Consider the following 18,302-nt stretch of genomic DNA (forward strand, 5'->3'; position numbering starts at 1 on the left):
GGGGGTCCGGGGGCGGAGCCCCCGTGGCGGTGACCGAGTCGACCCGCACCTCACGCCCACCTGGGCTCCCGCACCAACCCCGACTTCACCCCCGCCCCACACAACGGCACCGCCACCGACCGCTCCCCGAAGCGCCCACCCCGTACCGCCGCCCAGCACACCGCGGCCGTCGACTCGACGAACAGTCCCCGCTCGGCGAGATCCCGCTGGGCGGAGGCGATCGCCGGGTCCGGGACCGTGAGGAAGCCGCCGCCGAACTGCCGTACCGCGGCGAGGATCTGGCGGGCGCGCGGAGGCCGGGGGATGGCGATGCCCTCGGCGTACGTGGGCCGCGAAGGGTACGGCTCCGGCGGCAGGTCGGCGGCACCCTCCGCCCAGGCCGCGGCGACCGGGGCGACGGCCGCGGCCTGCACCCCGTACAGCGCCGGGAAGCGACCGATCTGCCCGGCGGAGTGCAGCTCGCGCAGGGCGAGCGCGGCGCCGAGGAGCAGGGTGCCGTTGCCGACGGGCACGACCAGGACATCGGGCAGACGGCCGCCGAGGTCCTCCCAGAGTTCGAGGACGTACGTCTTCGTGCCGTGCAGGAAGTACGGATTGTGCACGTGGGACGCGTAGAACGTGCCGGGTTCGTCGGCCGCCGCGCGGGCCGCGAGCGCCGTGGCCTCGCGGTCGCCGGGGACCGTCTCGACGTGCGCGCCGTGCGCCCGGATCTGCTCCAGCTTCTTCGGCGAGGTGGTGGCGGGCACGTACACCGTGCAGTCGAGCCCGGCGCGGGCGGTGTACGCGGCGACGGACGTGCCCGCGTTGCCACTGCTGTCCGCGACGACCCGCTCGGGAGCGAGGCGGCGGGCCAGCTCGGCGAGCAGGACGGCGCCGCGGTCCTTGAAGGAGAGCGTCGGCATCAGGAAGTCCAGCTTCGCCGTGATCGTCTCGGTCAGGTCGACCAGCGGGGTCCGGCCCTCGCCGAGGCTCACCTCGGGCGCGGCCAGCGGCAGTGAACCGGCGTACCGCCACAGCGAGTTGACCCGGCCGGCAAGCGCCTTGAGATCGGTGGGCGTCGGATGGAAGTCCAGGTCGAGGGGGCCGCGGCAGACCGGGCAGCACCAGGCGAGGGAGCCCGCGCGCACCCGGGTGCCGTCCGCGGGGCAGACGAAGTCCGGCAGAGACATCATGGACCGACCTTAGATCTTTCACCAGGCCTTCAAGTGCCGTGAATCCGCTCATGTACTGACAGATGGCGACTGTTGGCAATTGGTCCTGACTAGTCCTGACTAGTCCTGACTGGTCCTGACTGGTGCTGACTGGTCATCATGTCGGCGGCATGGCGGCACTGTTACGTCGGTACCGGCCTCTTGTGGGAATCCTGTGGATCAGCCAATCTTTCGGACGGCGACCGGCCCAGAACGTCTGTGCGGCGGGCCTGTCGTGTTCCTTGTGCACGCTCGTGCCCTGTTCGTGCTCGTGCTCGTGCTTCACGCTCCCCTGCCCGATCGGCGCTTCGGCGTGCACACCTGCACCACCACCCCCACCAGCGCACCATCGACGAGGAGGATCCCTCAGATGGCACTGAAGAGAACCGCACGGCGAAGATTCGCAGGCACCACCGGCCTCGCCGTCGCGGCCCTCGCGCTCGGCGTCATATCCGCACCCCAGGCGGGAGCGGCCGACGCCCGAGTGGGCACCATCGAGAACGCCGGGGCGCCCGGCGCGATCGCGGACAGCTACATCGTGACCCTCAAGAAGAGCGCGGCGAAGTCGAGTTCGGCGAAGGGCAAGAGCCTGGCGAAGGGGTACGGCGCGGAGATCGAGCGCACGTACACCGCCGCCCTGAACGGCTACGAGGTCGAGGCCTCGAAGTCCGAGGCGGAGCGGCTCGCGGCTGACCCGGCGGTGGCCTCCGTGGTCCAGAACCGGACCTTCACCATCGACGCCACGCAGCCCAATCCGCCTTCCTGGGGCCTGGACCGCATCGACCAGAAGTCCCTGCCCCTGAACCAGAGTTACACCTACCCGGACAAGGCCGGCGAGGGTGTGACCGTGTACGTCATCGACACCGGTGTCCGCATCAGCCACAACGACTTCGGCGGCCGTGCCTCGTACGGCTATGACGCCGTCGACGACGACAACACCGCGCAGGACGGCCACGGTCACGGCACGCACGTGGCGGGCACGGTGGCCGGGACCGCGCACGGGGTGGCGAAGAAGGCGAAGATAGTCGGCGTCCGGGTCCTGAACGACCAGGGTTCGGGTACGACGGCGGGTGTCGTCGCGGGCATCGACTGGGTCACGAACAACGCCGTGAAGCCGGCCGTCGCCAACATGAGCCTCGGCGGCGGCGCGGACTCGGCCCTCGACACGGCCGTCCGCAACTCCATAGCCTCCGGCGTGACGTACTCGCTCGCGGCGGGCAACGAGTCCACGGACGCCTCGACCCGCTCCCCGGCACGCGTCTCGGAGGGCATCACCGTAGGCGCCACCACCAGCACGGACGCCAAGGCGAGCTACTCCAACTACGGCAGCGTCCTCGACATCTTCGCGCCGGGCTCGTCCATCACGTCGGCCTGGAACACCGGGGACAGTGCCACCAACACGATCTCCGGTACGTCGATGGCGGCCCCGCACGTCGCGGGCGCGGCCGCCCTGCACCTGGCGGGCGCGCCGAGCGCCACCCCGGCGCAGGTGCGGGACGCGCTGGTCGCCGCGGCCAGCACGGGCGTCGTCACGAGCCCCGGAAGCGGCTCGCCGAACCGTCTCCTGAACGTCGGCTCGGGCGACACCACGCCGCCCGGCAAGCGCTTCGAGAACGCCACGGACTACGCGATCAACGACAACGCGACCGTCGACTCGCCGCTCTCCGTCACCGGCGTCTCCGGCAAGGCCCCGGCCGCGCTGCAGGTGCCGGTGAACATCGCCCACACCTACATCGGCGACCTGCGCGTCCAGCTGATCGCCCCGGACGGCACCGCGTACACGCTGAAGGGGTACGGCACCGGCGGCAGCGCGAACGACATCAACACCACGTACACGGTGAACGCCTCGTCCGAGACGGCCGGCGGCACCTGGAAGCTCCGGGTCAGCGACAACGCGAACTACGACACCGGGAAGATCGACTCCTGGGCGCTGCAGTTCTAGCGCGCTCGGGTACGGCTCTCTGAAGGGGCCCCGGTGCACCGCCGAACGGCGGCGCACCGGGGCTCGTTCGCGTATGACGCCGTGTCAACTGTGCTTCATCGCAACCGTGTTACGTCTGTGCACAACCCTTGCCGGGATTCCTATGCATCCGTCAATCTTTCAAGGACGGGAGCGAAGTCCCCCGATGCAACCGACCGGTCTCCCGTCGTGCGATTCCCCCCATCAGCGCACCATCGACGAGGAGGACCCCTCAGATGGCAGTTGTGCGTCAGCGCATGCGAACGTACGCAGGGATCGGCACAACCGTGGCAGCGGCACTCACCCTCGGACTCGCCTCCGCGCTCCCCGCGGGCGCGGCCCCGGAGCAGGAGGCCGGAGAGGGCGCGATAGTGGGAGCCGGAGCGCCCGGCACCATCGCGGACAGCTACATCGTTACGCTCAAGAAGAGCGCGGTGAAGTCCAGTTCGGCCCAGGGCAGGAGCCTGGCCAAGGAGTACGGCGCGAAGATCGAGCGCACGTACACCGCCGCCCTGAACGGCTACGAGGTCGAGGCCTCGAAGTCCGAGGCGGAGCGGCTCGCGGCCGACCCGGCGGTGGCCGCCGTGGCCCAGAACCGGACCTTCACCATCGACGCGACCCAGACCGACCCGCCGTCCTGGGGCCTGGACCGCATCGACCAGAAGGCTCTGCCGCTCGACCAGAAGTACACGTACCCCGACTCGGCGGGCGAGGGCGTCACCGCGTACATCATCGACACCGGCGTCCGTAAGTCCCACCAGGACTTCGGCGGGCGCGCGGCCGACGGCTTCGACGCGGTCGACAACGACAACACCGCGCAGGACGGCCACGGTCACGGCACGCACGTGGCGGGCACCGTCGCGGGCACGCTGCACGGGGTGGCGAAGAAGGCGAAGATCGTCGGTGTCCGGGTCCTGAACGATCAGGGTTCGGGTACGACGGCGGGTGTCGTCGCGGGCATCGACTGGGTCACGAAGAACGCCGTGAAGCCGGCGGTGGCGAATATGAGCCTCGGCGGCGGGGCGGACGCCACCCTCGACGCGGCGGTCCGCAACTCCATCGCGTCGGGCGTGACGTACTCGCTGGCCGCGGGCAACGAGTCCACGGACGCCTCGACCCGTTCGCCCGCCCGCGTCTCGGAGGGCATCACCGTGGGCGCGACCACCAGCACGGACGCCAAGGCGGGCTACTCCAACTACGGCAGCGTGCTCGACATCTTCGCGCCGGGCTCGTCGATCACGTCGGCCTGGAACACCGGGGACAGTGCCACCAACACGATCTCCGGTACGTCGATGGCGGCCCCGCACGTCGCGGGCGCGGCGGCGCTCTACCTCTCGGGCAACGCCTCGGCCACCCCGGCCCAGGTCCGGGACGCGCTGGTCGCGGCGGGCAGCTCGGGGGTGGTCGGCGGCCCGGGGTCGGGTTCGCCGAACTTGCTGCTGAACGTGACGCAGTAGGCAACTGTCGCGCTTGCGGCCGGCGTTCTTCTCCCCTCCCCGCCCCTTCCCGAAAGCCTGCGGCGCTGTCGTTCGGCTTACGCGCCGTCGTGGCTGGTCGCGCAGTTCCCCGCGCCCCTTTGGGGCACCGCCCAATCCAGCCCGTCCGGCGTTTGAGGACGAGCCCGAAGGGCGATCGGGGTCCGGGGCAGAGCCCCGGGGCTGTCCGCAGGACTTTCAGGAAGGGGCGGGGAGGGGATCAATCTCCGCCGTCCACCGCCGTGCCGAGCCCGAACAGCGCGGCGTCGGCAAGCAGGTCGTGCTCGGCGCTGAGCCCGGCGAGGGAGCGCTGCCGCCAGGGGCCGGTCGAGGGCCGCAGGTCGGACGCGGCGAACGGGCGCTCCCAGCGGGTCCGCAGCGCCAGCGCGCTCGCCAGGACCAGCCACATCGCCGGTTCCAGCTCGACCGGCATGGACGTGATCCGCCCGCCCGTCCGCTCCCGCGCCCACCGGTCGAGCTCCGCCGCGTCCGCGTCCAGGTCCCCGCTGAGCCAGGCGTGTGCCCCGTCCGGCACCTTCGTCAACCAGCCGTCGTGCAGCGGGAGTTCACGCCGGGTCCACAGGCCGAGGGCCGCGTCCACGCCGTCCGTCGCGTCCAGGGCGGCGAGCAGCCCACGGGCCGCGCGGCCCGCCCGGTCCGGCGGCAGCCCGAGTGCCTCGACCAACTCGCCCCGTACCGCCGTGTCCGCGCCCTCCGCGAGCAGCCCGAGCAGCGGCCACACACCGGCGGCCGCGAACACCGTCCCGCGCCCCGCGTCCGCCGGGTCGCCCGCGTCCGCCGGGTCGCCCGGGTCCGTCGTGTCCACCGCGTCCGCCCAGCGAGCCGTGAGCGCGTTGAGCGCCCGTACCGTCCCCCGGTTCACCGCCATCCGCCGCCCCCGGCCCCGCTGCCCCGACGTACGATTCGCGCGACCGTTCGCACGTACCGCCGTCCGATCCCGACCAGGAGCACCGTACCCGTGGCCATACCCCCGCCGCCCCAGGGCCCGCAGCCGCCGCCTTACGGGCAGGGCGCTCCGCCGCCGTACGGCTGGCAGCCGCCCTATCCGTACCCGCAGCAGCAGCCGTCGACCAACGGGCTGGCCGTCACGTCGATGGTGCTCGGCATCCTGTGCTTCCTGCCGCCGCTCGGCCTGGTCCTCGGGCTCGTCGCGCTCTCGCAGATCAAGCGGAACGGGCAGCGCGGCAAGGGCATGGCGATCGCAGGCGTCACCCTCTCCTCGATCGGTACCGCCTTCCTCGTGCTCGCCCTGTCGCTCGGCTGGGCGTCGAGCTTCTGGGGCGGCTTCACGGGCGCGGCCGACAAGTCGCGGGACGACCGCTCGGCGTTCTCGCTGGCGGAGGGGGACTGCTTCGACTCGCCCACCGGCAAGCTGGAGGGCGAGACCTACGACGTGGACATCGTGGACTGCGCGCAGCCCCATGACGGCGAGGCGTACGGCAACTTCCGCCTCGACGAAGGGCCTTACCCCGGCCTGGACCGCATCAGCCGTCTCGCCGAGGAACGCTGTGCGGCCTACTCCGAGGGCTACTTCGGTGACCGGGCGGCGGCCTCCGGCAACGTCTACGACTACTACTTCTACCCGACCGCGCGGAGCTGGTCCCTCGGCGACCGCACCGTGACCTGCCTCGTCGGCGCGGAGGACGGCGGCAAGCTCACCGGCTCGCTGCGGGACACGACGGGCGGCGGGTCCGACGGAGGTTCGGGTTCCACCGGGGGTCTCGACGGCGGTCCCGGGGGTCTCGACGGCAACCCGGGCGAGGGTGCCGAGGTCTCCGTCAAGACAAGTCATCACTTCGGGTGATTCTTTGGCCTAAGGTTGCGGTGCTCAACCGAGGGTTGTCAGGCTGTTGCTGTCTGTCAACCTGATGGGAGTGGCTCGTGACAATCGGTGAGCAGCCGGCGTATCTGCGCGTTGCCGACGATCTTCGCAAGCAGATCGTCAACGGCGCGCTCCCGCCCCACACCCGGCTGCCCTCACAGGCACGCATCCGCGAGGAGTACGGGGTCTCCGACACCGTCGCCCTGGAGGCCCGCAAGGTCCTGATGGCCGAGGGCCTGGTCGAGGGCCGCTCCGGCTCCGGCACGTATGTGCGGGAGCGCCCGGTGCCGCGCCGCGTCGCCCGCTCCGCGTACCGGTCGAGCGGCTCCACGCCCTTCCGGCAGGAGCAGGCCGAGACCGGGGCGCGCGGCACGTGGGAGTCCCGCAGCGAACAGGCCGAGGCCGGCCCGGAGATCGCCGAGCGGCTCGCGATCAAGCCGGGCGACCGCGTGATGCGGACGAAGTACGTCTTCCGGGACGCCGGCGAGCCGATGATGCTCTCCACCTCCTGGGAACCCCTCGCGGTCACGGGGCGTACGCCGGTGATGCTTCCCGAGGAGGGCCCGCTCGGCGGTTGCGGAGTGGTCGAGCGGATGGCCGCGATCGACGTGATCGTCGACAACGTCGCGGAGGAGGTCGGCGCCCGCCCCGGCCTCGCCGAGGAGCTCCTCGCGCTCGGCGGAGTGCCGGGCCATGTCGTCCTCGTCATCGAGCGGACGTACTTCGCGTCGGGCCGCCCCGTCGAGACGGCCGACGTGGTCGTGCCCGCCGACCGCTACCGCGTCGCGTACCACCTGCCGGTGAAATGACCGCAAGCCCGTGCGGCGAGGCGCGCCCCCGCGCCTGACGGGGGCTCAACTCCGCGCCCGCGTAAGGTCCGTCCGGGCTTGGGGAGGCGGCAGGGCCCCAGGGGGCGCACGCGAGCCGTGCGCCCCCTCGGACTTGGTCCGGTCCTGGCCGATTGCGTATCTCTTTGTGCCATTCCGTATCCGCTGTGTGAAGTCCGGGCGTACGCTCGGGCATATGCGTCATGGGATTGCGTCAGCGGACGGGAGACGGCCAGGGCCGGCGGCCGGGGGAGAGGTGCGATGAACGAAGGCAGCACGATGCTCCCGTGGCATGTCATACGGCAGGACGACAACGGCAACCGCTACCGCGTCGGCCGGTACGCCACCAGGTCGGAGGCCCAGCAGGTCGCCGACAGCCTGGAGGTCCGCGGCCACAAGCAGCTGTACTGGATCGAGCGGCTCGGCCAGAAGACCGCGTGACCCCGGCGGGCGCCTCCCGGCGGGCGCCTCCCGGCGGGCGCCTCCCGGCGGGCGCCTCCCGGCGGCCCGGCCCCGGAGTGCGCATAGGCTCCGGCGCATGACGGAACGCATCCTCGTCGTCGGCGGCGCCCTGTACGCCGAAGGGCGCCTCCTCGCCGCCCGGCGCAGCGCCCCCGCCCACCTGGCCGGACGATGGGAACTCCCCGGCGGCAAGGTCGAACCGGGCGAAGACCCCGAGCAGGCCCTCGTACGCGAACTGCGCGAGGAACTCGGCGTCGAGGTCAAGCTCGTGGAACGGGTCCCCGGCGAGTGGCCGCTGGAGCGCCCCGGGTACGTCCTGCGGGTCTGGGCCGCCGAGTTGATCTCCGCGAGCGCCGAGGGCGTACGCCCCCTGGAGGACCACGACGCGCTGCGCTGGCTCGCGCCCGACGAGCTCTGGGACGTGGACTGGCTGGAGCACGACCGGCCGGCGGTGACGGCGACGGCACGCTGGCACGCGACTCGTGCGTGAGGACCTACCTCGTACGTAAGGGCCCATCTCATACGTGAGGACCCATCTCGTACGTGAGGACCCATCGGCAGGGGGCGTGCGAGGCGGCGGGCGCGGAACTCGTGCGCCGTTCGTTCCACCATGCGCCCGTGCGGACGGTAGGGCTCTCTTGATATCGGGTATGTGCTGATTAACCCCATGAAACCGGACGGGTTCTGCCACCTTCCCCCTGGTCCTTTTGGAAGTGATCGGCGTGATCGACAGCGACGGCGACCGCGCCGAGGGGGCCGAGGGCCCGGAGCGCGCCGAGTGGCACTTTCCCGCCGATCCCGGAGCCGTCCGCACCGCCCGCGCCCGCGTGCGCAAACAGCTCGACGCCTGGGGGCTCGACGAGGTCGGCGACATGACCGTGCTGCTCGTCAGCGAACTCGTCACCAACTCCCTGCGGCACGCGACCGGACCCATCGGCGTACGCCTCGTACGACCCGTGAACGGCGCTGATCCGCTGCGGGTGGAAGTGTCCGACCCGCTCCCGGACCCGCCCCGCGAACGCAGTGCCGAACCCGATGACGAGAGCGGGCGCGGGCTGCAGCTGGTGGCCTGTTCCGCGCGCCGCTGGGGTACTCGACAGGGCAGGACGGGCAAGACCGTGTGGTTCGAGCTGTCCCTGCCTGGTTAGAAGGTGAGGGAGAGCCGATCTCCTCGAAACCCCCGACGGCACACGGCCGGAATGTGTCGGGACGGACAGGAGATGTGAACGCGGTGTTGCGTGCGGCCGTAGTGCTGGATACTGCGGGCTAGCCGTCCGATGGGCCTGGTCGGTGGCGGTGAGCTGGAGGGGACGGTCGCGTGAGCGAGATACCAGCCAGGGCGCGGACGCCCGAGCAGCGAAGGGGCGAGACTCGGCCAACTGCCGCCGAGGGTGCCCCCGGCGACATCACGTGGCAGTCGAGCCCGCCCGGTTCGATCTACGACTACATCAAGGTCGCGTCCTTCTCCCTCGGCCCCGACGGGCTGATCGACCAGTGGTCGCTCCGTGCCGAGCAGCTCTTCGGCATCCCCGCGCGGGAGGCCGTCGGCAAGGACCCGATCGAGGCGTTCGTCCCCGCCGACCTGCGCGAAGCCGGACACCGCAAGGTCGCCGAGATACTCGACGGGCGTGAGTGGACGGGCGCCGTCCCCTTCCGGATGCCCGGCGACCGCGCCCTGAACGGCATCGCCGAGGTGTACGTGATGCCCACCGAGACCGAGCACGGCGAGCGAGCCGCGGTCTGCATCGTCGTCGACGTACGCGCCCTGCGCGGGATCGAGACCGACCTCGCCGCCTCCGAGGCCATTTTCGGCCAATCGCCCTTCGGCTTCCTGCTCTTCGGCACCGACCTCAAGGTGCAGCGCGCCAACCGCCGCTTCGCGGCCGTCTTCGGCGGTGGCGCGGACGATCACCGCGGCCGCACCGTCCACGACTATCTGCCGCGGCAGGAGGCCGAGCGGATGCAGGCCGCGCTGCGGCACGTCCTGGAGACCGGCGAGTCCGTGACGGACATGCAGCTCGTCGGCCCCGCGCCCGGCTCCAACAACGACCGCAGGCATTGGTCGATCAACCTCTACCGCGTGCACAGCGGCAGCGGCCGGCCCATCGGCGTCGCCGGGCTCGGGACCGACGTCACCCGCAGACACGCCGCCGCCCGCGAGGCCGCGAACGCCCGCCGCAACCTCGCCCTCCTCAACGAGGCCGGGGCCCGCATCGGCAACTCCCTGGACCTGGAGACCACCGCACGCGAACTCCTCGACGTCACGGTCCCCGTCTTCTGCGACCTCGCCTCCGTCGACCTCTACCAGGGCCTCCTCGACGGCGACGAGTCCCCGCGTGTGGGGAGTCTGTGGGGGTCCCCCCGGACGGAGTCTGGGGGAGGCTCCGCCGAGCTGCGCCGCGTCGCCTTCGCCAGCGCCGTCTCCGACGCCCCGCTCGCCGACGCGGGCGCCACGCCCGTCACCGTCGGCGCCGTGCACCGCTACACCTTCAACTCGCCCTGCGCGGACGCCCTGCGCACCGCCCGCCCGGTGACGATCTCCGGGGGCGACGAGAACGGCCTGGTGCAGTCCACGCTCGCCGTGCCGATGGTCGCCCACGACACCGTCGTAGGACTCGCCCGGTTCTCCCGGGCCAAGGGCAGCGAACCCTTCGGCGACCGCGATCGCGCCCTCGCCGTGGAACTCGCCGCCCGCGCCGCCGTCTGCATCGACAACGCCCGCCTGTACCGAAGAGAGCACGAGCGCGCACTCATCCTGCAGCGCTCCCTGCTCCCGCCCGGCGACCCCGAGGCGTCCGGGCTCGACATCGCCTGCCGCTACCTGCCCGGCAACGCCGCCACCGAGGTCGGCGGCGACTGGTTCGACGTCATCGAACTGCCCGGACACCGCACCGCGCTCGTCGTCGGCGACGTGATGGGCCGCGGCCTGCGCGCCGCCGTCGCCATGGGTGAACTCCGTACGGCCGTACGGACGTTGGCGCTGCTCGACCTCGAACCCGCCGAAGTGCTCGCCGCCCTCGACGAGATCGCCCGCGGCCTCGGCAACCCCGCCCACACCGCCGGGAACCAGCTGCGCCCACCGCAGTCCCCGCAGTCCACCCGCCGCGCGCTGCAGGGCCGCGACATCGACCCGGCCGAGGTGTACCTCGCGACCTGCGTGTACGCCGTCTACGACCCGGTCACCCGGCGCTGTACGTTCGCCAACGCGGGCCATCTGCCGCCCGTCCTGGTCGAGCCCGGCGAGCCGGCGCTGATGCTGGAGGTGCCGCCCGGGATGCCGCTCGGCGTCGGCGGCGAGCCCTTCGAGGAGGTCGAGGTCGAACTCCCCGAGGGCGCCCTGCTCGCCCTCTACACCGACGGCCTCGTGGAGTCCCGCGACCACCCGCTCGACGACGGCCTGCGCGCCTTCCGCGACGCGATCACGCCCCCGGCGGACACCCCCGGCGAGCCCCGCTCCCTCGAAGACGCCTGCGACCACGTCCTGAACACCCTGGACACCCACCACGGCGAGGACGACATCGCGCTCCTCATGGCCCGCGTCCAGGGCCTGCCCGGCGAGTCCGTCGGCGACTGGACCCTCCCGCGCGAGCCCCGCTCCGTCGGCCGCGCCCGCGAGTACGCCCGCGCCCAGCTGCTCGCCTGGGACCTCGAACCCCTCGTCGACACCACGGAGTTGCTGGTCAGCGAGCTGGTCACCAACGCCCTCCGGTACGGCGAGGGCGACATCCGGCTCCGCCTCCTCCTCGACCGCAGCCTCGTCTGCGAGGTCTGGGACGCGGGCCTGGTCCAGCCCCGCCGCCGCCGGGCCCGCGACACGGACGAGGGCGGCCGCGGACTCCAACTGGTAGGCCTCCTCAGCGCCTCCTGGGGCTCCCGCCGCACCCCCCGCGGCAAAACGGTCTGGTTCGAACTGCCCCTGCCGGACGGGGGGCCTACGGAGGAGCCTTCGGTGGAGGCGCTGTTGAGCATGTTCTAGGGCGCCGATAGGGGCGCGGGGAACTGCGCGACCAGCCACGACGGCGCGGCAGCCGAACGACAACGCACGGCCGGTCAAGCCGTTTGCTTCAGCGCAGCCAACCGCGCCTCGATCTCCGCCTGATCCCCCACCGCATCCAACTCCTCGAACTGCGCGTCAAGCGACGACGCCGCCAACTCCTCCTTGCCCAACGCCCGCGCCTCCTCCCGCCGCACCTTCTCCTCGAAGCGCCCCAGCTCGCTGGTCGGGTCGAGCACGTCGATGCTCCGGGCCGCGTCGAGCATCTGATTCTGGGCCTGCGCGGTCTTCGCCCGAGCCACCAACTCGTCGCGCCTCGAACGGAGTTCGGTCAGCTTGCCCCGCATCCGGTCAAGCCCCGACTTCAGCTTCTCGACCACCTCCGCCTGCGCGGCGATCGTCGGCTCCGCGTCCCGCGCCTCCCGCTCGGACTGCAGTTGCCGCTGAAGGGCCACCTTGGCGAGCGCGTCGAAGCGGTCGGCGTCCGCGCCCTCGTCGGCGGCGCGCAGCTGGTCGGCCTTGTCGCTGGCGGCGCGTGCCTTGCCGCCCCACTCGCCGGCCGCGTCCACGTCCTCCCGGTGGTCCGCCTCCAGGAGCCGCAGATTGCCGATGGTCGTGGCCACCGCCTCCTCCGCCTCGGAGATGTTGTTCGTGTAGTCGCGGATCAGCTGGTCCAGCATCTTCTGCGGATCCTCGGCCTGGTCGAGCAGCGCGTTGATGTTGGCCTTCGCGAGCTGGGTGACCCGCCCGAGGATGGTCTGCTTGCTCATCTCTGTCTCCTTGCACAAGGGGTAGCCGTACGAGAGGGGTGCCAGGCGTACGAGTCAGAAGCGCCCCCCGCCGCCCCTGCGCCCCCGCGTACCGCCGCCCCCGAAACTCCCCGGCCCGCCCCCGCCGAAGCCGCCGCCGAACCCGCCGCCCCCGCGCGACCGGCCGCCGCCCAACAGCTCGCCGAGGATGATCCCGCCGAGCACCGCCCCGCCCATCCCGCCCCCGCCGCGCCCGCTGACCGTGCCCGTCGGACCGCCGAACCCGCCGCCGTACGGACTCTCGAACCCGCCCACGTCCCGCTCCGCGAGCTGCCGTGCCTCGCGGGCCAGGGCGTCCGCGCGCTGGGCCGTGGCGAGGGCGCCCGAGGCGTCGTCGGCGGCGAGCGACTCCGCCTGCGCGAGGTGCCGCTCGGCCTCGGTGAGCCGGGTCCTGGCGCCGCTGCCGACGGCGCCGCGATGGGTCGTCACATAGTCCGCGGCGGCACCGATCGCGCTGCGTGCCGTGAGCATCGCCTGGTCGAGCAGCGCGCGGGCGCGCCGGTCCGCGCTCTCGCGCTCGCGCGCGCCGGCGAGCGCCTCGTCGAGGGCCGCGTCCGCCTCCTCGACCCGGCGCAGTGCGTCGATCGGGTCGTAGCGCCCGGCGGCCAGCTCCTCGCGCACGTCATGGGCGACCGACTCGGCCCGCGCGATCCGCCCTTGGAGGTCGGCCGTGGAGGTCCCGGGCGCCGTGCCCTTGAGGAGGCCGCGCGCGTCCGCCAGGTCGGTGTCGGTCTCGGTCAGCGCACCGGGCAGCTTCCCGCTCGCCTCGGCGGTCTCCCGCGCGAGCCGGTCCACCGCGTCCACGAGCGTGCCGGCCTGGTCCAACGCGCCCTCGGCGGCCCGCAGATGGACCGCGGCCCGCCCGTTGTCACCCGCGCTCACCGCCTCCCGGGCCGGGGCCAGCTGGGCCTCGGCGAAGACCAGCCGTTCGCGCGCCTCGTCGACATGGCCCGCGACGGGTGCGGCGGCGGAGTCCGCGTACCGGCCGGTGAGCGCGGTGAGCGTGGCGGCGGCGGTGTCGGCCCGCGCGGCGACCCGCCGGTACTCCTCCTCGGCGTGGGCGAGCGCGTCCGGCGCGTGCTGCTCCAGGTCGCGCAGCCGGTCGAAGGCGGCGGCCTCGGCGTCGAGCCGCCGGTCGGCGGTGGTGCAGCGGGCGACGATCTCCTCGAGCATCCGCCGCCGGGTCGTGTCGTTCTCCGGCGTCGCGTCGTCGAGCCGCTGCCGCAGCCGGAAGGCCGCCGTCAGCTCGCTGTTCGCGTACGTGAGCGCCGCCTCGAACGGCGCCACCGCCTCGTCGCCGAACTGGGCGCGGGCGAAGCCGAGTTCCTCGGTGCTGGTGCGGACCGCGTCGTCCGTCGCGACGAGCAGCCGCTTCGCCTCGGCGTCGAGCTCGTCGAGCGGCGCCACCGGCGGGCCCCGCTCGCCGCCGTGCGGGGTGGTGCGGGTGGCGGCCCGCCGCTTGCGCCGGGTGTACGCATACGCCGCGAGCGCCCCCGCGCCGCCCACCGCGACGATCGGAAGCACCAGGTCCCCGGTGATCCCCTTCGAGCCCGAGCCGGGATCGGCGAGGCCGGGCGTGATCTCCGGGGTGGGCACGGGCCGCCCGGCGAGCACGGCCCGGTACCCGTCGGCTGCCCCGATCGCGGCGCCCGCCCAGTCGTTCTGCCGCAGCGCGGGCACGATCGCGGTACGGGAGACCTCCCGCAGCTGGGCGTCGCTGAGCGGCGAGTCCTGGTCCACGGAGGTGGCGTACTGCCGGTCCCGGGTGGCGACGGCGAGCAGCACGTCGTCCGCGCCCAGGCCGTTGCGCTGGGCCGTCGCGTCGGCCCAGTTCCGCGCGGAGCGGCCGGAGAAGTCCTGCACGTACGCGACGAAGAGCTGCACTCCGCCGTCCGTGTAGAGCCGGTCGAGTGCCTGCTCGACGGTGTCGTCGCGGTCGCCGAGCGCTCCCACCTTGTCGGTGATCTGCCCGCCGCCGGAGAGCCTGACCGGGTCGTCGGCGTACGCCCGTGGCTGCGGGGGCAGCAGGAACAGGCCGAACGCGGCGAGTGCTGTCGCGACGAGCGCCACGCCGGGCAACGAACGGGAAGGCGTCACATGGGGGAGCGTATGTCCCGTTATGCCCGGTCGCGACCGGGCGCCGTGGAACCCCTTGCGGGGCTCAGCGCCCGCGCCGCCGGATCGTGTTGCCCAGCCACACCAGCGGGTCGTACTTCCGGTCGGCGGCCCGCTCCTTCAGCGGGATCAGGGCGTTGTCGGTGATGCGGATGCCCTCCGGGCACACCTCGGTGCAGCACTTGGTGATGTTGCAGTAGCCGAGGCCGTGCTCGTCCTGCGCGGTCGTCCCGCGGTCGAGGCCCTCGGCCTCGGCGGCGTCCAGGGGGTGCATGTCCAGCTCGGCGATCCGCATCAGGAAGCGCGGGCCCGCGAAGGCGGCCTTGTTCTCCTCGTGGTCACGGACCACATGGCAGGTGTCCTGGCACAGGAAGCACTCGATGCACTTGCGGAACTCCTGTGAGCGGTCCACGTCCGCCTGCGTCATCCGGTACTCACCGGGCCCGAGCTCCCGCGGCGGTACGAACGCGGGGACCTCCCGCGCCTTCGTGTAGTTGAAGCCCACGTCGGTGACGAGGTCGCGGATCACCGGGAACGCCCGCAGCGGCGTCACCGTGATCGTCTCCTCGCGTGAGAACACCGACATCCGCGTCATGCACAGCAGCCGCGGCCGCCCGTTGATCTCCGCCGAGCACGAACCGCACTTGCCCGCCTTGCAGTTCCAGCGCACGGCCAGATCGGGGGCCTGCGTCGCCTGAAGGCGGTGGATGATGTCGAGCACGACCTCGCCGTCGTTGACCTCGACCTTGAAGTCCTCCAGGCCGCCGCCCTCGATGTCCCCGCGCCAGACCCTGAAGCCCGCTTCGTACGAACTCAACTTCCGAGCTCCTCTTCGCTGAGGTACTTGACCAGCTCTTCCTTCTCGAACAGGGCGAGCAGGTCGGGTCGGATGGGTTCGGTCTCCTCGCGTTCGAGGCGGATCTGGCCGCGCACCGGGTCGGTCGCCGCGAGCCCGCCGGTCGGATCGGCCAGCCGGCAGAGCAGGTTGGCGTGCCGCCACTGCCGGTCCATCTCGGGCCAGTCCTCGCGGGTGTGCCCGCCGCGCGACTCGGTGCGCTCCAGGGCGGCCCGCGCGATGCACTCCGAGACGAGCAGCATGTTCCGCAGGTCCAGGGCGAGGTGCCAGCCGGGGTTGAACTGCCGGTGCCCCTCGACCCCGGCCCGCCGCGCCCGCACCCGCAGATCGGCCAGCTTCTTCAGGGCCTGCTCCATCTCGGGCTCCCGCCGGATGATCCCGACGAGATCGTTCATGGCCTGCTGCAACTCCTGATGCAGGGTGTACGGGTTCTCCGGCGGCCGCCCCTCCTCCGCCTCACCAGGCGTGGGACCCTCCGCCGAGAACGGCCGCAGCGCCTCGGCCGCGGCGGCGTCCACCTGGACCTCGTCGAGCACGGGCCGTTCACCGAGCCCGGCCGCGTACTGCGCCGCGTGCAGCCCGGCCCGCCGCCCGAACACAAGGAGGTCGGAGAGCGAGTTCCCGCCGAGCCGGTTGGAGCCGTGCATACCGCCGGCCACCTCGCCCGCCGCGTAGAGGCCCGGCACGCCGCGCGCGGCCGCCGAGTCCGAGTCGACCGCGATGCCGCCCATGACGTAGTGGCAGGTCGGGCCGACCTCCATCGCCTCGGCGGTGATGTCGACGTCGGCCAGCTCCTTGAACTGGTGGTACATGGACGGCAGCCGGCGCCGGATCACCTCGGCGGGCATCCGCGTCGACACGTCCAGGAACACCCCGCCGTGCGGGGAGCCGCGCCCGGCCTTCACCTCGGCGTTGATGGCGCGGGCCACCTCGTCGCGGGGCAGCAGCTCCGGCGGGCGGCGGTTGTTCTCGGGGTCGTCGTACCAGCGGTCGCCCTCGGCCTCGGACTCCGCGTACTTCTCCTTGAAGACGTCCGGGATGTAGTCGAACATGAACCGCTTGCCCTCGGAGTTCCGGAGCACCCCGCCGTCGCCGCGCACCGACTCGGTGACCAGGATGCCCTTCACGGACGGCGGCCAGACCATGCCCGTCGGGTGGAACTGCACGAACTCCATGTTGAGCAGCGGGGCGCCCGCGAGCAGGGCAAGGGCATGGCCGTCCCCCGTGTACTCCCACGAGTTGGACGTCACCTTGAAGGACTTGCCGATGCCACCGGTCGCGATCACCACGGCCGACGCCTCGATGACGAAGAACCGCCCGGACTCCCGCTCGTAACAGAAGACTCCGGCGACCCGGCCCGCGGCGTCCTTCACGATCCGGGTGACGGTGCACTCCTGGAAGACCTTCAACCCGGCTTCGTAGTCCCCGCTCTCCCGGAAGTCCTCCTGCTGCAGCGCGACGATCTTCTGCTGCAGCGTGCGGATCAGCTCAAGTCCCGTACGGTCGCCGACGTGCGCGAGCCGCGGGTACTCGTGGCCGCCGAAGTTCCGCTGCGAGATCCGCCCGTCCGCGGTCCGGTCGAAGAGCGCGCCCCAGGTCTCCAACTCCCAGACGCGGTCCGGGGCTTCCTGCGCGTGCAGCTCGGCCATCCGCCACTGGTTGAGGAACTTGCCGCCGCGCATCGTGTCGCGGAAGTGCACCTCCCAGCCGTCGTGCTCGTTGGCGTTGCCCATCGCCGCGGCGATGCCGCCCTCGGCCATCACCGTGTGCGCCTTGCCGAACAGCGACTTGCAGATCACGGCCGTACGAGCACCCTGCTCGCGCGCCTCGGTCGCGGCGCGCAGACCGGCGCCGCCCGCGCCGACCACGACCACGTCCCACCGCTGCCGCTCCACCTGAGTCATCGAGGCACCCTTCCTAGAAGAACCGCGGGTCGGCGAAGGCGCCGGTGGCGAGCAGATACACGTACAGGTCGGCGGCGGCCACGCTGATCAACGAGGCCCAGGCGAGCTGCATATGGCGGGCGTTCAGCTTCCCCACCCACTGCCACATCCGGTACCGCACCGGGTGCTTCGAGAAGTGCTTCAGCTTGCCGCCGACGATGTGCCGGCAGGAGTGGCAGGACAGTGTGTACGCCCAGATCAGCCCGATGTTGACGAGAAAGACGAGCGTCCCGAGCCCCATGTGCCCCCACGCGTACCGCTCGTCCCGGAAGGCGAGCACGGTGTCGTACGTGAGGATCGCGGCGACCGGCACGGCCGCGTAGAAGAAGTACCGGTGGATGTTCTGCAGGATCAGCGGGAAGCGCGTCTCACCGCTGTACTTCTTGTGCGGCTCGGCCACGGCGCAGGCGGGCGGCGAGGCCCAGAAGCCCCGGTAGTACGCCTTGCGGTAGTAGTAGCAGGTCAGCCGGAAGCCGAGCGGGAAGATCAGGATCAGGAGGGCGGGGGAGAGGCCCCACCAGCTCCCGAAGATCTCCCAGTTGGGCCCGCCCTTCATGGGGACGCAGTTCTCCGCCAGGCACGGCGAGTAGAACGGCGAGACATAGGGCGCCGCGTAGTAGTCCGCGTTCGCGAAGGCCCGCCAGGTCGAGTAGACGACGAAGGCGAGCAGGCCCGCGGCGGTCAGCGCGGGCGACAGCCACCAGCGGTCGGTGCGCAGATGCGGGGCGGCGATGGCGGCACGCGAGGCGCCGCGCACCCCGCCCGCGGGATCGAGGTCGGGTTCGGTGCCAGTGGCCAACAGGATCTCCAGTGGGGAGAGCTACCGGT

General features: G+C 72.2%; 14 protein-coding genes and 1 pseudogene. 8 read left to right on the forward strand and 7 right to left on the reverse strand.

Annotated elements, in window-relative coordinates:
• Window positions 1–50: 50 nt before the first annotated feature.
• Window positions 51–1,172, reverse strand: coding sequence for a pyridoxal-phosphate dependent enzyme (locus QIT00_RS34000; protein ID WP_282539343.1), 1,122 nt, complete (start codon window positions 1,170–1,172; stop codon window positions 51–53).
• A 388-nt stretch (window positions 1,173–1,560) separates the two neighbouring features.
• Between QIT00_RS34000 and QIT00_RS34005 the strand changes: the two genes are divergently transcribed.
• The gene (locus tag QIT00_RS34005; RefSeq protein ID WP_282539344.1) at window positions 1,561–3,132 is read left to right on the forward strand and encodes a S8 family peptidase; all 1,572 of its coding nucleotides are present in this window, start codon (window positions 1,561–1,563) and stop codon (window positions 3,130–3,132) included.
• 254 nt (window positions 3,133–3,386) lie between these two features.
• Window positions 3,387–4,598, forward strand: a pseudogene (locus QIT00_RS34010) (S8 family serine peptidase); the annotation flags it as partial.
• 247 nt (window positions 4,599–4,845) lie between these two features.
• Here QIT00_RS34010 and QIT00_RS34015 read toward each other — a convergent pair.
• Window positions 4,846–5,514, reverse strand: coding sequence for a serpin family protein (locus tag QIT00_RS34015; RefSeq protein ID WP_282539345.1), 669 nt, complete (start codon window positions 5,512–5,514; stop codon window positions 4,846–4,848).
• 90 nt (window positions 5,515–5,604) lie between these two features.
• On the opposite strand from QIT00_RS34015, the gene QIT00_RS34020 reads away from it, so the two are divergent.
• The 6 genes from QIT00_RS34020 to QIT00_RS34045 all read left to right on the forward strand — a co-directional run bounded on the left by QIT00_RS34020 (window position 5,605) and on the right by QIT00_RS34045 (window position 11,733).
• Window positions 5,605–6,450 carry a DUF4190 domain-containing protein gene (locus QIT00_RS34020; RefSeq protein WP_282539346.1) on the forward strand — a complete coding sequence of 282 codons (846 nt, stop codon included), beginning with the start codon at window positions 5,605–5,607 and terminating at the stop codon, window positions 6,448–6,450.
• A 77-nt stretch (window positions 6,451–6,527) separates the two neighbouring features.
• The gene (locus tag QIT00_RS34025; RefSeq protein WP_282539347.1) at window positions 6,528–7,277 is read left to right on the forward strand and encodes a GntR family transcriptional regulator; all 750 of its coding nucleotides are present in this window, start codon (window positions 6,528–6,530) and stop codon (window positions 7,275–7,277) included.
• Window positions 7,278–7,556: 279 nt separating this feature from the next.
• Entirely contained in the window at window positions 7,557–7,736 is a 180-nt protein-coding gene (locus tag QIT00_RS34030; protein WP_282539348.1) for an SPOR domain-containing protein, read from the forward strand.
• A gap of 97 nt (window positions 7,737–7,833) precedes the next feature.
• Window positions 7,834–8,247, forward strand: a complete 414-nt coding sequence (locus QIT00_RS34035; protein WP_282539349.1) for a (deoxy)nucleoside triphosphate pyrophosphohydrolase — start codon at window positions 7,834–7,836, stop codon at window positions 8,245–8,247.
• A gap of 223 nt (window positions 8,248–8,470) precedes the next feature.
• Complete coding sequence (locus QIT00_RS34040; RefSeq protein ID WP_282539350.1) at window positions 8,471–8,905, forward strand: ATP-binding protein; 435 nt, start codon at window positions 8,471–8,473, stop codon at window positions 8,903–8,905.
• Between the two features lie 170 nt (window positions 8,906–9,075).
• Window positions 9,076–11,733, forward strand: coding sequence for a SpoIIE family protein phosphatase (locus QIT00_RS34045; RefSeq protein ID WP_408909907.1), 2,658 nt, complete (start codon window positions 9,076–9,078; stop codon window positions 11,731–11,733).
• Window positions 11,734–11,807: 74 nt separating this feature from the next.
• Here the strand turns inward: QIT00_RS34045 and QIT00_RS34050 are convergent, their stop codons facing one another.
• The 5 genes from QIT00_RS34050 to QIT00_RS34070 all read right to left on the reverse strand — a co-directional run bounded on the left by QIT00_RS34050 (window position 11,808) and on the right by QIT00_RS34070 (window position 18,273).
• The gene (locus tag QIT00_RS34050) at window positions 11,808–12,521 is read right to left on the reverse strand and encodes a PspA/IM30 family protein (protein WP_282539351.1); all 714 of its coding nucleotides are present in this window, start codon (window positions 12,519–12,521) and stop codon (window positions 11,808–11,810) included.
• Between the two features lie 54 nt (window positions 12,522–12,575).
• On the reverse strand, window positions 12,576–14,657 hold the full coding sequence (locus QIT00_RS34055; RefSeq protein ID WP_282539352.1) for a TPM domain-containing protein: 2,082 nt from the start codon (window positions 14,655–14,657) through the stop codon (window positions 12,576–12,578).
• Between the two features lie 64 nt (window positions 14,658–14,721).
• Window positions 14,722–15,492 (reverse strand): succinate dehydrogenase/fumarate reductase iron-sulfur subunit, encoded by a 771-nt coding sequence (locus QIT00_RS34060; RefSeq protein WP_282539353.1) that lies wholly within the window; start codon window positions 15,490–15,492, stop codon window positions 14,722–14,724.
• Window positions 15,489–17,435, reverse strand: a complete 1,947-nt coding sequence (locus tag QIT00_RS34065; RefSeq protein ID WP_282539354.1) for a fumarate reductase/succinate dehydrogenase flavoprotein subunit — start codon at window positions 17,433–17,435, stop codon at window positions 15,489–15,491. The genes QIT00_RS34060 and QIT00_RS34065 overlap by 4 nt, the downstream gene beginning before the upstream one ends.
• Before the next feature lie 13 nt (window positions 17,436–17,448).
• Window positions 17,449–18,273, reverse strand: a complete 825-nt coding sequence (locus QIT00_RS34070; RefSeq protein WP_282539355.1) for a hypothetical protein — start codon at window positions 18,271–18,273, stop codon at window positions 17,449–17,451.
• Window positions 18,274–18,302 lie beyond the last annotated feature (29 nt).

The organism is Streptomyces luteolus (assembly GCF_029968015.1).
GTDB classification, from domain to species: Bacteria; Actinomycetota; Actinomycetes; order Streptomycetales; family Streptomycetaceae; genus Streptomyces; species Streptomyces luteolus.

Coding starts and splice junctions, on each gene's coding strand:
- QIT00_RS34000 (WP_282539343.1), bottom strand. CDS start 1,172: ATGATGTCTCTGCCGGACTTCGTCTGCCCCGCGGACGGCACCCGGGTG.
- QIT00_RS34005 (WP_282539344.1), top strand. CDS start 1,561: ATGGCACTGAAGAGAACCGCACGGCGAAGATTCGCAGGCACCACCGGC.
- QIT00_RS34015 (WP_282539345.1), bottom strand. CDS start 5,514: ATGGCGGTGAACCGGGGGACGGTACGGGCGCTCAACGCGCTCACGGCT.
- QIT00_RS34030 (WP_282539348.1), top strand. CDS start 7,557: ATGAACGAAGGCAGCACGATGCTCCCGTGGCATGTCATACGGCAGGAC.
- QIT00_RS34035 (WP_282539349.1), top strand. CDS start 7,834: ATGACGGAACGCATCCTCGTCGTCGGCGGCGCCCTGTACGCCGAAGGG.
- QIT00_RS34050 (WP_282539351.1), bottom strand. CDS start 12,521: ATGAGCAAGCAGACCATCCTCGGGCGGGTCACCCAGCTCGCGAAGGCC.
- QIT00_RS34065 (WP_282539354.1), bottom strand. CDS start 17,435: ATGACTCAGGTGGAGCGGCAGCGGTGGGACGTGGTCGTGGTCGGCGCG.